The following is a 13879-nucleotide window of genomic DNA, read 5'->3' as shown; positions in this document are numbered from 1 at the left end:
CTGAACACATTAATGTTGCTATCCGAGTATACCCCCGAGGAACTGACCCTCTTAGCCGCAAGAGCATTGGGTCAGCTCGGAGATGTGTAGATACCTATGGCCTGAATCACCATAGAAAAGGCGAATGCAGGCACACTGGTAGAAATATCCTACCAGTGAAGTGTCCACAGGGTTGCAAATCCCTGACCATTAGATTGTGCTAATGGCGGGAATACTTTAACTGATTGTTTTAGCAGACTCAATAACTGAACGATTAAGTTTAACGGTTATAACTCCTCTCAAGAGCGCACAAACTCAGGGAAGAATACGGACGGCGAAATCAATCTTTGTTGTTTATTCTCGTTCGTGATCGCTTCGCTATCTGTATTTCCCCTGTATTTTCAGATCAATTTACTTATTTCGAAACATTCTCTGCGTGTCGGTTAGGTTCACCGTTCCGTGGTGCGTCAGATAATGTGTAGCAGAGAGAGCATTGTGTTGAGTTTTTGCAGGAGTTCGCTACGTGCTTTGCACGGCGATGGTTTACTCCCCGTTCAGTGCCTGACTCAGTCAGGATGAACGCCTCATTATTCGTGACGTGTGATATCTCCTTTCTTTACTGCATCAGCCTGTTGCAAGGCAGTATGTGAAAAACAAACGAACTAAATGAATTAAGGCAGAAAAATACCAATGAAAAGTGGTGACACTGAGTAAAACGTGATTCAAATTGTTCGTAAAACCAGACCGGACGTGCTCTGGACGTTGGTCGCTCTGCGGCGTCACTTGGTAATCGCTCCGCTTAAACGCAAGTGACGCCGCAAAGTTTTCGGGACGTTTTTCGTGCGTAAATCAAAGCGTGGATAAAGCCGTGCAAGGTAAAAATAGTTAAGGTAAACGTGGCAGGGTTACTACTCTGCATGTGTGATAAGCCGGTGCATAAATAAACCGGGAAACTTTCATCGTCAACAGTAGGTTATGTGCCTGACGATATCTGCTTCCAAAAGTGTGCAGATGTACCGCAATATTTGCTCTCCCTTTCAGGCTACAGGAGTTTTAGTTCGCCACCCGATGGGTGATCCTTACAGGCGATAGGATCATAACAGTAGCAATTTGCTATGCTATAGATTGTATGATATTGAGTCAATTTTTTTGCTTTTTAGCACATTGTAGAAGAAAATCCATCATCCTATTGGAGCGAGGACAAAAGAAATTCCTTAAACTATTTTTGAAGTATTCTAAAAAAATCAGGGCAGATAATGAACTAAAGTAACAGTTGCTCATTCTGCCAAGTTTATCACACGATACAGAAATAATTTTGCAACAAACTCGGCAAGATGAAAATTTGGATGAGTTTAGCTAAATACTCCAAAGGAATATAATAAAGGGATTTATCATTTTACAAAAATGAGCATATTTATACTTTTATATAGCGCGTGAGCAAAAAGGCTATCATCGTAGCAAAGATCGAGAGTAGTACACACATAATAAAACCATTATCAAGGCTGATCATTATACCTAATAATGGTCCAAATACTGCTACACCTATTGCTCCACCGACTTGTCGTGAAGTATTAAACGCGGCAGAAGCCGCACCATGAAGATTTGGAGATACCGTACTTAGAGTCTGTGAAGTCATTGTTGGAACCAACAACCCAGAAGAAAATCCTGCTGGCATGAGCGCAAGCAAAGTACACCATAAAGGCATTTGCAAATAGCCCAAAAGCAAGATGACAATCAAAGATAAAGTGAGAACTGATTGCCCTAGATACAACACATAAACGCGATTCCTACAGGCAGCAATGCGTGCCGCAGAAAGATTTCCGACTGCAACTAGTCCTGTCATTGGCAAGAAACTTAAACCGCTTATCATCGGAGATAATCCTCTACCTTGCTGAAATTGAAAACTCAACGCAAAAAGCAGTCCATAAAACATAAAATTAAATAGAGCTCCTTGTATTGTAGATATTAGAAATATACGATTATGGTAGATGTCACGTGGCAAAAGTGGTGCAGAGACCCTTTTTTCAACAATGGAGAAAGCTATGATACCTACTAGCATAATAACAAAAGAAATGATTATCCAGGTATGTGACCACCCGAGTGTAGGAGCCTCAATAAGTACAAAAACTAAACCAGCTATACTCATAGTCGCAGTCAACTGTCCCAAAATATCAAGTTGCCTTGCCTTTTCATCCAATTGGGGTAACTTCCATAATCCTATAAGCAATACTGGCACGCAAATAAAAACGTTCACCCAAAAAATAGAAGTCCAGCCAGCTATGCTAATTAAAACCCCACCAAGAAATGGTCCAGCAGCTAAACCGATTCCTCCAGCTGCAGCCCAGTATCCAATAGTTTGATGTCGTTTAGTATCACTTACCTGTGTTCTAGTTGCCAAAGTTAAACTGCTAGGTAAAATAAGTGCAGCGCCAATACCTTGAACTATTCTGCTAATATTCAAAATAGCGGTAGTACCTGAAAGTGCACAAATTACAGAAGCACCAAGAAAAAGTAAAATTCCGAAAAGGAATACACGTCTAGGTCCTAAGGAATCTGCTAATGCACCAGATCCTAACATTACTGCAGCAAAAGAAAGTGTATAACCATTAATAACCCATTCCAGCTGTGAACGACTTGCTGTCAGATGTTGCTCAATAATCGGCAGAGCCAAATTTACAATAGTAGTATCAACAAAAACAATAAATGAACTAACGAGAGCAAGAACTACAGCAAGCCGTTGATTAGAAATAATAAGCTCTTTTTTCACACAATATCTCCATACTAATTCTCGATATTATTGGTATATTAACCAAAAATAATTATGTCATCAAGTGAATATTTTAGCTGTTATTTCGCATATATATTTGCAATGAGCACAATCTTTGTTTTTTTAAAATAAAGCTTAAGCACATATAATAAATTACGAATACAGTGAGAATATCATTTTTTATGATATTTCAAATAATTGCATCTTAAATAGGTGATTTTTTTGACTTAAATGCAATTAATCATCTACCTGAATTATTATAACTAATGTTTAATTTTTAGCTCCAGATATTAACCAATGGAAATATAATTTTAATTTAACTTAATTTAATCGACGTTGGCAACATTTTCTTTGTTCTAATAAATTATATTTTAGATTGTTTTAAACTAATGATTTGGTAACAACTCACATCAATCTGAGTTCAGATTTAATGTGAGTTTTAATAGTACTAAATTAGAACTAGTTTATAGTATATAAAATAACATTAAATACCAGATAATCTAGATATTAAATGCAAATTAATTATTTAATTTATACTGATTTAATATAATTAACCAAAACGAGCTCCTCCATCAACATAAATAATTTCAGCAGTTAAGTAGTCACACTCAATTGCAAACTTAACTGCTTGCGCAATATTTTTTGGAAGTCCTGCATGGCCTACTAATGTACGTTTTGATACTTTTTCCATTGTTTTTTGTCTAATATCAGGAGCTACTTTATCCCATAATCCCGCATCAATAGTTCCTGGTGATATACAATTCACACGAGCAGGAGCTTTCTCTAGAGCTATACCTCTAGTCATACCTTCAATACCAGCATTTATTGCTGATTGTAATGTTGTATTTTCTCCTGGGCGTGCAGATAAATATCCACTAATAAAGGTTAACGATTTTTTCCAAGGAATATCCCTTGCAGCTACGTAAGCAAGCCAAAGTTTATTAGTTATGGCATATTTTGCCTTCTCATCGGATAACGAATAAATTCCACCTATTGGTGTATCAGCGGCAGTAATAACTAAGTGATCATATTTTTCAGATGAAAAAAAATAATTTTTTAACGCATCAGGTTCTGCAGCATCAATAGTATGATGTTTTATTTTGTGTTGAGTACTTTTCCGACGAGATAGTGTTTCAACAATGAATTTTTCTTGTAAACACTCTACGACTGATTTACCAATACCTGAAAGTCCACCAACAACTAAAACCCGCTCCATATTTTTTCCTTATTTATTAAACCCTGAAATATTATAGGATCGCTCAATTGGGATTATAGTAACCGAATATTGCCAAGGATACTTTAATGATATAAGAGCATTTTTTATGCCAAGCTCACATGCTTTCAAAATACTCATTAAAACATCCTGAGAGCGATCATTGAATGTAACAAACTCACAACGTATAGAATCTGAAGAAATAAGATTTCTTTTTTCTTTTTCTTCTATAACTTTTTCATCAACAAGAGTTAGTCTATACTTGCACAATTTAGTATTAAAACCTTGCAAATTTTTAAGTTGAGAATCCAGCGATTGCATTAAATTTTCTTTAAATGGCCAAATTTCAGAGGTAATATATAATGATATAAATGGCATAAAATTTATCTCATAAATTCAAAAGTTATTCTTTATGATATAGGAAAAATAATCTTATCTTGATCAAAGTAGTTAATAATTTCTTCTGCAAGAATTTGTAATTCTGATTCACTAAATACCTTAGCAGCACTAGACAACGTCATTGCTATTCTTCCTCGAAATCGATCGAGATGAGCAACTATACTATAATTTCCTTGGCGCCGATCAACGCATGTTACAATATCACGAATGACCTCGTAAGATTCAAGGCTACTATACCGACCATTATTTGTTACACATGGACCTAAGGAAGAATAGCATGTTTTTTTTACACCTTCTTTTGCTTTATCATAGCTTTCTAATTGAATCTTAGAATCCTGAGTGTTTAACAATATATATTGTTCACACTTCTGAATATTTTCGATATTATTGCATAATTCGCTTACAGGTACTTCAACTACACCAATTAAACAACCTGGACACCAGTTATTTAATACTTTACGGCGACTATAAGCAACCCATATAGACTTGCCTTTCCGAGAGTCATTAGTCAGATGATAACGCAATAATACTGCAATAATACTACTGAGCGAAACCCGTAAATTCTTACATAAATTGTTGAGCTTTTCTGTTATTCTCGAAGAAAAAATCAATCGATGAGAACAAGAAGAAGTTATATATGGATCATCATCTATTCTATTTGACCAAGTAGACCAACCGTTAGAAATTGGTGTAAATCTTGAAAACAGATCTCCTAACATAAGGTTAGTAGTAAATGCATCAGAAATAAGATGATTTCTACGCCATGCAAAGAAGTATTTTGTACCACAATGATATAATGTTATACGCCATAGACCATGCTTCACTGGTTCACTCAGCTCAATTTCCAAAATATTGCTAAGAGTGAGCTGACTAACATAACTTATCCTCAGGCAATCAGAAGAAATAATACCTGAATATTTTTCCTCCCTCATTTTCAAATAACCAGCATCATCCACATATGGAACAGTATGTAAAATAGAATTTCTTTCTATCCATTGTGAAATGTCTTTATAAGTTGGTACCCCTTTATCAAGTTCAATAATTGTCACAACTTCCGTAGCACCTGATAAATAATTTGCAGAAGCAAAAAACCTAGTACTAACACGGTCTATTTTAATCATAACAGTTAATCCTGTTATGAAGGATACTTCCTAATTCATCAACAATAAGCTCGAACCGATCATTATCTAATGCTGGTTCATCCTTCCACGCGAACCCTCGCGGAGCACCTGTGAAAAGTAAAATCTTATCGAAATGCTTCCAGCCTGCCATTTTAGAAACAGCTTTCAGTGCTGTGTCTAATGAAATCGAGAGATGATCCATTCCTACTTTAGCAAAATAATTTTGCACATTATCGCCACGATGTCTCGTTACTGTAATATTCAGTGAGGATGGAGGTTGCAAACTTGGCCACCAATGATCAGAAATACTTGCCTGAGGTAATTTAGCATGAAGTATTCTAGCCGCATCCTGACGAAACTCTCCCAAGTCAGTTAGATCATTTCCAAACATAAAACCAATAAAACGACATGTTGTTCCCTTTTCCGTATCAATTAACCAGACTAATTCCATCTCTTCGCTTAATACTTTGGATTGTGTTAATGTATTTAAATTTCCATTTGCTGATGCTAAATCGCCAATTTCTCCTCGGAAAAAATAAGGTGGTACAGAGTCATCTTTTATTCCATTGCTAATATAGCTTTTTGCAAATCCATACACCCCAATACGCCCCTTTAAATCACGAACTAGAAATGGTGATATATTTTTCATTTCCATTATTATATTTAAACCTGCATATTAATAAGAAAAGGACATGATTTTTCACGGATATATGAAATTGCATGAAGTATCGCTGTAGATAATGCTGAATTATCTTCAGCTACTACATTTCCAGCCTGGATACCAAAGCTATGAGCTAAACTCACAAAGTCTACGGACAATTCATCAAATGTTGTAGCAACACGTGGTGATGTTGAGCGTTGACGATTCTTGGAGACGATTTTCGCATGCTCGAGTGAGTTATAGTACTGCCCGTTGTTAACAACTATCAATAAAACAGGAATGTTTTTTGCGGCAGCTGTCCACAAGCTACTTGGAGTATAAAGAAAATCACCATCACCGAGAAAAGCTACTGCTAATTCTCCCGTATTATCTTCCTGGATCGCTGCAGCTGCACCAAGTGATGCTGGTAATCCATACCCTAATCCTCCTCCTCCGTTCATTCCTAAAAACTGAGCCTCATGTTTGAAATGGAAAACGAAACGGATAGTTTGATCAATTTGAGTGCTACCACCATTGACGATACGGATATTAACAGCTGCGGCATCAAATGTATCAGATATAGTTTGTATAGCATGCTTTAATACAGATTCAGAAAATTCCTTCTGTTTCATGCAGATAGAAATAGGAGATATGTGAGGCTCTACATATTTTGCAGTAGACTGTAAAAACTTAACAATATCACCCTCATAAATAATACCTGGTGACTCTATCCCTGCATCAGAAGACCAACCAGAAAGTGCTATGCCCGGTGTATTTACACTAATAAAAACTGATTCTTTCAGACATTCTGTATCAATCAGTGTTCCTAAATAACTTAAGGGATCGACAGTATCTAATGCTAAGACTACATCAGGGGGAGCATTTAATATTGCGGATTCTAACCGAATCCAATGGTGTTCTGAATCTCTAGTAATGGCATTTTCATAGTAGCCACATTCCAATACCGGAATCTTAACATTCAGAGCATTGGATAAATTTTCCAAAGCTAACATAAACCCTTTTTGGCGCCCGGCTCTTTCCACAATAATAAGAGGGCGTTTCGCTAAGGAGAGAAATTTGGCAACACGTTGAATATGCTGAGATTGAATAACTGATATATTTTTATCTATATCTACAGGACCAAGACGTAATACACGTTTTTCTACCAATGACTCTTGATGGTCTGAGTCTATTGCAACCACGGCAGGCCCGAGACGAGACTCACTCATTACAGTCCGAATCGCGCGTCTGATATCATGTGCAGTTCCCCATTGGTCAGTAGAAACAGCTGATAATGCGGTATAACCACGAATAGGAGCAAGAATATCATGTGCAGTGTGTATCCAGTCTATCCAAGGCCGACGCTTTCCAGCATCTATCGGCCCATTACCGACTAAGCATAGTAAAGGTATACGGTCACACCAAGCATTAAAAATAGCCATAGCACCATGCAGTAGACCAACATTAGCATGTATAAGTACACATACTAGGCGTTTACTTGCTTTGTAATAACCATGAGCGAAAGCGACAGCAATCTCCTCATGACATGCCATAATTACTTTTGTGTCACCGTCGTTAACAAGAGAATCATGTAACCCCCTAAATGAGGCTCCTGGGTTAAAAACAAATGTATCTATTCCATGTTCTTGGAGATATTTTTTTAACCAATCAGAAAAATAATAGTGTTCTATATCAATTTCTAAACTATCAGATGTGAAAGGTACGATGAAATTATCTTTCATGATTTAGGATTCCGGCCATTTAATTGATCGTTATGTGTGCGAGTAATTATCCCTCTATCACGAGATAAAGCTGGATTAGTTACCCAGAGAGTATCTGAATTGAAGAAAAGATCAGACTGCCCAGCTTCGACACCTAAAGGTTGATAGTCTGATAATGCAAGTATGCGTCCTGCAGTGATCAATGTACCTACTTCAGCAACTTGAACACCATAATAACGCGCCAATCCTTTTGTTTTAGCCAGATTCGCAATCCTACCAGCACAAGAAAGTCCACCACATTTTGCAATACGAATGTTAATACCATCAACAGCTTCAGCATCAAGAGCGGCTATAACATCGTTTTCATTTTGTACGGATTCATCAAGTAATACTTTAGCTCCATAAGTGCGAATCTCTCGTAAAGTCTGATAATCTCGTACCATACAAGGTTCTTCAAACCATTCTGCACCTGCATCCATACAATATGGTACAACAGCAGATATCTCTTTTTTTGACCAAGCATTATTAGCATCAACAAGCACAGTAGCTGATGTTTGTTTACGTACTACAGAAATCCTTTTACAGGTTTCCTCTAGGGTATCCGCCAATTTCAATTTAACCAATGGGGCCTTAGCAATTACACTATCGGATGCATTCCAACGCCCGTAACTGTCAAGGACTGGGACAAAGGGTGCACTATCGACAACCGCTTTTGGACCTAAAGGTGTTCTTGTTCTTTTTTCTAACCAGTCCATTATGGCTAGTTCAATGGCACAGCAAGCATTAGGAGCTACATCTATAATAAAGCTGAATTCATGAGCTAATACTTCATCAAAAGGTACTCCAGATACTAAAAAATGCGCTACACACATTAGTCTCTTTTTTATCCAAGAAGTTAATACCTGATGAACTGCATCAATTGATTCCCCTGTAACATATTGACGGGGAGCACACTCCCCGTAACCTGTTACACCATCTACATTTAATTCAAGGACGATAGATTCACTTGACCAACGAGCAAAGCTAGAATGTTTAAAAGGAACAGCCATTTTTTCTTGTACGTTATGGACAAATGCATTTGCTATAGTCATACAACAGTCTCAACATCATGAAGCATATTCAAAACCATATTAGCTAATTGCCGGCGATATTTAGTAAAAGGGATATAGTGATCTACTGACCCCAATAAATGTATTGTTCCTTCCTTACCATAATATTTTATGTATTCTTCTACTGCCAATTTAGTATCAATAACACGGTCTCCATAAGATGAAATATATTGTGATTTAACTTCTGTTAACGGATAGTTAAGATAAATATATTTTTCCTCTAGAGCTAAAATATTTTTCCTAGTGCGAGATTTTATTTTACGAATTGCTAAAGGATCTTGCCGTATAAAATCTTGGTAATTAGAATTTGAAGAGAAATCCTCAGGTAGAATTCCAACATCCCATAAATCATTACTATCATTATTCAATATGGATTGTAGCTCATGCTTATTTAAAGATGTATTCATTCTACCCAACCAGGATGAGACTATAGATATAGACTGCAATCCTTTCAATAAAGATGGGTGTTGTGCTAATGTAGCTGTTAGTATAGAGCCACCTAGACAATGCCCAACTGCAATTACAGGTATATTAGGATAAAGAGAAAATACATATTCAAAAAGACTTTTATATAAAGATACAATTCTATCTGCGGAAGGAAATTCATCATGTGGCTCAATATTCATTCCACTCCCAGGTCTATCCATACATATAAATAATGTATTTTCCTGTGCAAAATCTAATGCAAACTCCCATGACCAAGATGCATGGCTCTGTAATCCATGTACATATATGATAATTGCCTCAATTGAATTAGGAATCCAACTATGAATTATCAGATCGCCATCATAAAGACGTGTAATTTTTTTTGTGATATTTTTATTGTCATACATAGCATTTATTTCCAAAAACTTTCTACAATAGAGCTATCAGTTTGATGATGTTTAAATTTGTGTTGGTTGCCATTCTTTGCATTTCTTCCATGTTCAAAATATTGTCTTAATGTATCTGGCGGACATACAAAAACTTTAGGAGCTGCAAGCCTGCCACTATCCCGTTTTGATGCATACTCAATATTTACAGTAGCAATTTCTTTATCAAGTTGTTTAGCGAATACCTCCGCATCTATCCCTCGTAATGATTCAACCACAGAAATATAGTAAGGAATGGCATCCCATTTAGGAGCAATCAGATAAGGCATTTTCTGACCTTCATGCGTCTTAAATGTTTTTTCAAATGAAACAGAAAGATCCTGATGAGTCAATTTTTCTCCAGTGAAAGAATTAAATACACCATAACGTTCAACAAAAAACATCCACGGCGTTCCTTCAGGTGTTACCTCTGTAACTTCAAAAATATCCCCAGTCCACATACGCAGTAATCCATGTGCCTGAGACATAATAATGTGATAACGTTTTCCTGGTTCTAATTCCATGGGGGATAGTGTATTTTGCTCGTATTTACCTAGCCATTTTTCAGGGTCTATTTCAGCTGGGATAAATTCAAAAACAGCTTGGTTAATAGCCAACGGTTGCGATTCTATATCTGGACATATAGGAATTGTTGTCACTCCTTCTGTACCACATGTCATAAATGGAACAATGGTAGCCTCAGGAATTATGTCATCTAAACGAGTCAGATAATATGATGCACCAGCAGATGTCCAGCACGAATAGAAACTTAATTTAGGCCAAACATCACATAATGTGAAATTATTTTTTGAAAATATATTTTCGATTTTTTTAGCCATCTGATGATCAGGCGAAAAGTTATTACATTTTTCACCTTGTAAAGTCCCATCATAAATATCTCTAACTAGTGAATCTTTAAATGTATTTAACTTGTCATATAATGAAAGAATCATGCTAGGATTAATGGCAGTTATTGCTCTTAAATCTTTTTCTAAAAAGTAACGGAGTCTTGCATAACTCCGGCCATCATGATCACTTGGCATATTTTCATTATACCAAGGTTCACTATTCCAAGGAGGTGTCCAATCATTATCATTAATACGCGGATATCTATTACTTATTGATTGATGAGATAGTCCACACACACTCGGTTGTACAGCTTCTCTTGTTGTCTGCGTATCAAGCACAGAATATTTTTGTAGTAAAATATGTGGACACGCATTAATAAAAGTATCCCACATAGTATACATGGCTGGAATGCGATATTTTTGCATCCAATGGTAGGTATAAGGAATATATTTAGGGTTTCCCGTAGTACCACTCGTTTTTAACCAACGGATAACAGGGCTATTAGTAATAATGCCACCTTTAGTAATAATTTCTTTTTTAATTGCCTCTTCAAAATACCCATATGAAGAAATAGGTACGCTTTTTTTAAATTCTTCAAGACTTGAAAGGTTTGCTTTTTTTTCTTGCCAAAAATCAGCATCACGTGTGATATCAGCAAGATCACTAAGAACTTCTTTCTGCGCAGCTAAAGGGTCTTGTATTTTTTCAATAAACTCATTTTTGAAAAATTCAGTTCTTCTTTTAAATAAAGATTTAAGGCTTTCATCATATAAATTCATAACTATTATCTCTTTTATTATCTGTCAATATATTTTTTCATTGCAGAATTATATCTATCTCCAGAAACACTCAAAGAATCAAGTTCTTTATCGAAAGCTTTCAATTCTTCTGATGATAATGAGATCTGACGTGACGCAATATTTTCTCTTAAATAGGTTCTACGTTTAGTGCCAGGTATAGGAACAATATGATGTTTTTGTGCCATAATCCATGCAAGTGCTAATTGTGCAGGTGTGATATTCAGCTTTGATGCATGTTTCTTAACTACGTCAACAAATATTTGGTTCCTTAAATAGTTACCATGTTCAAATCGTGGATCTAGGCGGCGAAAGTCTTGGTTATCCAACATATCAGGCACAGGAGAATTACTTGTCAAAAAGCCTCTTCCCAAAGGACAAAAGGCAACTACACTGATCCCTAGCTCTGCTGCTACAGGTATGACATCATGCTCCAGATTACGCTCCCAAATTGAGTATTCAGCTTGAACTGCAGTCAGTGGGTGTGTAGCATGAGCACGACGTAATGTATCTACACCAACTTCACAAAGGCCTATATATCGAACTTTTCCTTCGCAAACAAGTTCAGACATTGTTCCTACTACATCTTCAATAGGAATGTTAGGATCAATTCGGTGTTGATATAGAAGATCAATATAGTCTGTTTTCAGGCGTGTAAGGCTATTTTCGACCGATTTTCTAATGTTAGCGGCAGAACTATCTGGAGGGATTTGCGTACCATCCGACTTGATCATTGGAAAGCCAAATTTTGTAGCAATAAAAGCATCCTGCCGGCGGCCTAATAGAGTTTTTCCTATAAGCTCTTCATTTGTATAAGGCCCATATACTTCTGCTGTATCGAGATACCGAACACCTTGCTCGAGTGCTTCTAAAATTGTAGCAGACGATTCCATATCATTTGTTGAACCATACCATTGGCTCATACCCATACACCCTAGTCCAATATGAATGTCTTTAGACCAAATAATCTCACTCATTGAATTCACCTATTTTATTAGCAAAAATATGTTTAAAGTATACTATTTAAATTTCACCTAATTAATATTCCATAAATAATTTTATTAAAATAATAAATTCTATTTAAAATAAGGTTATTTATAGATATATCGGTATTAAATAAATATAAGCACTGGCCTTGCTTACCCAGTATTTAATTAAATGCCACAATAAAGATAACGATATGAAATATATTTACCCATAGTGGATGGTAATTAAATTAAATTATTTTAATTTGATTAAATCATCTTTATAAAAAGAGGCGAATTCAACTTAGAAGTGCAACGTCGCCTATATAATTTAGATATATTTCATATTATCAATAAATGTTAACCCTATATTTATGCATAAGATGAAATTAAATTATCACTACAAAAAAATGCATGCAACAATTAATTCGCATCTAATGGTTTTTAATAAATAAAAAAAAGAATAATTACCCAAAGAAAAGCAATTAAAAAATATAAACCCTGCTTAAATAATATTTAAATTAATAAAATCAGCATAAAATGCCAATAATTTTCATATATACAATTTTTAAATATATGTATAATTTTTATAAATATAATATATTATGCATTTGATTTATTGATTACTATAAGGATCAATCACTATTAATTTAATTATAATATTAAAATGATACAATGCCAAAGAGAAAATATATAAGATCAGCAATTCTCAGTGAACCGAGTGACAAACAGAGGGATCCCCGACTTTTCTGTGATTAAAGACTACATGATGAATTCTGCATCGAAATGGGGGTATCGTCTGTCGTACTTGGGCGCAACAAAGTCTACGTCTCAAAGCGCATAATAATATCGGCAGGGTGATTCAGATTTTTTTGATTGCACTCACTTCATAATCATCTTCATTCAGTAATAAGTCCATCAGCATTGCCCAGCTTTCCGCTACCAGCATCCGGATAGTGGCTCGAAAATTCTCCCATAAATGCCGCTTCGAACCATAAGATCGTCGGCAAGCCTGATACATGCCATCCGTCAGTTCGAAGATCTGGTGATAAAAAAAGGCCAATAACGTCAGTAAATACATGTTATAGCTCAGGTGTTTTTGCCCGTGTCCATAATTATGTGTTAACTCGTAACCCTGATTTTTCAGGCTGTTAAAACACTCATTTTCAATTTTCCATCGGCAACGGCCTGTCCGGGCTAACGTCCTCACATTTTCCCGACTGACGTCGATATCCGTCACCCAGCCGCCCCGGTAGGTGATCCTGCTATCCGGGTTAATCTGTTGATATTCCATATAATTGACTGTTATCGCTTTAGCACCACCATGCAGTGGGATACCGTTCTGCCAGCGGAAGCGGTAATACCGCTCGCTTAAGTAAATTAAGATAAGCATAATCGGCCTTCGATGATTGCCTAAGGCCGATTTTTTATGTCTGAATTTTCTCGTGAACTTCAAGCCACTGCGGCA

General features: G+C 36.1%; 11 protein-coding genes. All 11 read right to left on the bottom strand.

Annotation, left to right across the window (positions count from 1 at the left end; genetic code table 11):
* Positions 1-1393 precede the first annotated feature (1393 nt).
* The 11 genes from Xkoz_RS16830 to Xkoz_RS16780 all read right to left on the bottom strand — a co-directional run bounded on the left by Xkoz_RS16830 (position 1394) and on the right by Xkoz_RS16780 (position 13804).
* Positions 1394-2746, bottom strand: coding sequence for an MFS transporter (locus Xkoz_RS16830; protein ID WP_099143144.1), 1353 nt, complete (start codon positions 2744-2746; stop codon positions 1394-1396).
* Between the two features lie 550 nt (positions 2747-3296).
* The gene (locus Xkoz_RS16825) at positions 3297-3962 is read right to left on the bottom strand and encodes an SDR family oxidoreductase (RefSeq protein ID WP_099143143.1); all 666 of its coding nucleotides are present in this window, start codon (positions 3960-3962) and stop codon (positions 3297-3299) included.
* Positions 3963-3971: 9 nt separating this feature from the next.
* Entirely contained in the window at positions 3972-4337 is a 366-nt protein-coding gene (locus Xkoz_RS16820) for a hypothetical protein (RefSeq protein ID WP_099143142.1), read from the bottom strand.
* Between the two features lie 32 nt (positions 4338-4369).
* Positions 4370-5479, bottom strand: coding sequence for a hypothetical protein (locus Xkoz_RS16815; RefSeq protein WP_099143141.1), 1110 nt, complete (start codon positions 5477-5479; stop codon positions 4370-4372).
* The gene (locus Xkoz_RS16810) at positions 5472-6134 is read right to left on the bottom strand and encodes a hypothetical protein (protein ID WP_099143140.1); all 663 of its coding nucleotides are present in this window, start codon (positions 6132-6134) and stop codon (positions 5472-5474) included. The genes Xkoz_RS16815 and Xkoz_RS16810 overlap by 8 nt, the downstream gene beginning before the upstream one ends.
* A gap of 8 nt (positions 6135-6142) precedes the next feature.
* Positions 6143-7861: a thiamine pyrophosphate-binding protein gene (locus Xkoz_RS16805; RefSeq protein ID WP_099143139.1), complete on the bottom strand. Its 1719-nt coding sequence runs from the start codon at positions 7859-7861 to the stop codon at positions 6143-6145.
* Positions 7858-8931 (bottom strand): enolase C-terminal domain-like protein, encoded by a 1074-nt coding sequence (locus Xkoz_RS16800; protein ID WP_099143138.1) that lies wholly within the window; start codon positions 8929-8931, stop codon positions 7858-7860. The genes Xkoz_RS16805 and Xkoz_RS16800 overlap by 4 nt, the downstream gene beginning before the upstream one ends.
* Positions 8928-9782: an alpha/beta fold hydrolase gene (locus Xkoz_RS16795; protein WP_099143137.1), complete on the bottom strand. Its 855-nt coding sequence runs from the start codon at positions 9780-9782 to the stop codon at positions 8928-8930. The genes Xkoz_RS16800 and Xkoz_RS16795 overlap by 4 nt, the downstream gene beginning before the upstream one ends.
* 5 nt (positions 9783-9787) lie before the next feature.
* A complete protein-coding gene (locus Xkoz_RS16790) occupies positions 9788-11428 on the bottom strand; it encodes a GH3 family acyl-acid amido synthetase (RefSeq protein WP_099143136.1) in 1641 nt (546 codons plus the stop codon).
* Between the two features lie 17 nt (positions 11429-11445).
* Positions 11446-12423, bottom strand: coding sequence for an aldo/keto reductase (locus Xkoz_RS16785; protein WP_099143135.1), 978 nt, complete (start codon positions 12421-12423; stop codon positions 11446-11448).
* 850 nt (positions 12424-13273) lie between these two features.
* Positions 13274-13804 (bottom strand): hypothetical protein, encoded by a 531-nt coding sequence (locus Xkoz_RS16780; protein ID WP_099143134.1) that lies wholly within the window; start codon positions 13802-13804, stop codon positions 13274-13276.
* Between the last annotated feature and the right edge of the window lie 75 nt (positions 13805-13879).

Origin of the sequence: Xenorhabdus kozodoii, from assembly GCF_002632875.1 — a bacterium.
GTDB lineage: Bacteria > Pseudomonadota > Gammaproteobacteria > Enterobacterales > Enterobacteriaceae > Xenorhabdus > Xenorhabdus kozodoii.
The sequence above is the reverse complement of the archived record's forward strand: the minus strand, read 5'-3'. Positions and strand labels throughout refer to the sequence as shown.

Coding starts and splice junctions, on each gene's coding strand:
- Xkoz_RS16825 (WP_099143143.1), bottom strand. CDS start 3,962: ATGGAGCGGGTTTTAGTTGTTGGTGGACTTTCAGGTATTGGTAAATCA.
- Xkoz_RS16820 (WP_099143142.1), bottom strand. CDS start 4,337: ATGCCATTTATATCATTATATATTACCTCTGAAATTTGGCCATTTAAA.
- Xkoz_RS16815 (WP_099143141.1), bottom strand. CDS start 5,479: ATGATTAAAATAGACCGTGTTAGTACTAGGTTTTTTGCTTCTGCAAAT.
- Xkoz_RS16810 (WP_099143140.1), bottom strand. CDS start 6,134: ATGGAAATGAAAAATATATCACCATTTCTAGTTCGTGATTTAAAGGGG.
- Xkoz_RS16805 (WP_099143139.1), bottom strand. CDS start 7,861: ATGAAAGATAATTTCATCGTACCTTTCACATCTGATAGTTTAGAAATT.
- Xkoz_RS16800 (WP_099143138.1), bottom strand. CDS start 8,931: ATGACTATAGCAAATGCATTTGTCCATAACGTACAAGAAAAAATGGCT.
- Xkoz_RS16795 (WP_099143137.1), bottom strand. CDS start 9,782: ATGTATGACAATAAAAATATCACAAAAAAAATTACACGTCTTTATGAT.
- Xkoz_RS16790 (WP_099143136.1), bottom strand. CDS start 11,428: ATGAATTTATATGATGAAAGCCTTAAATCTTTATTTAAAAGAAGAACT.
- Xkoz_RS16785 (WP_099143135.1), bottom strand. CDS start 12,423: ATGAGTGAGATTATTTGGTCTAAAGACATTCATATTGGACTAGGGTGT.
- Xkoz_RS16780 (WP_099143134.1), bottom strand. CDS start 13,804: ATGCTTATCTTAATTTACTTAAGCGAGCGGTATTACCGCTTCCGCTGG.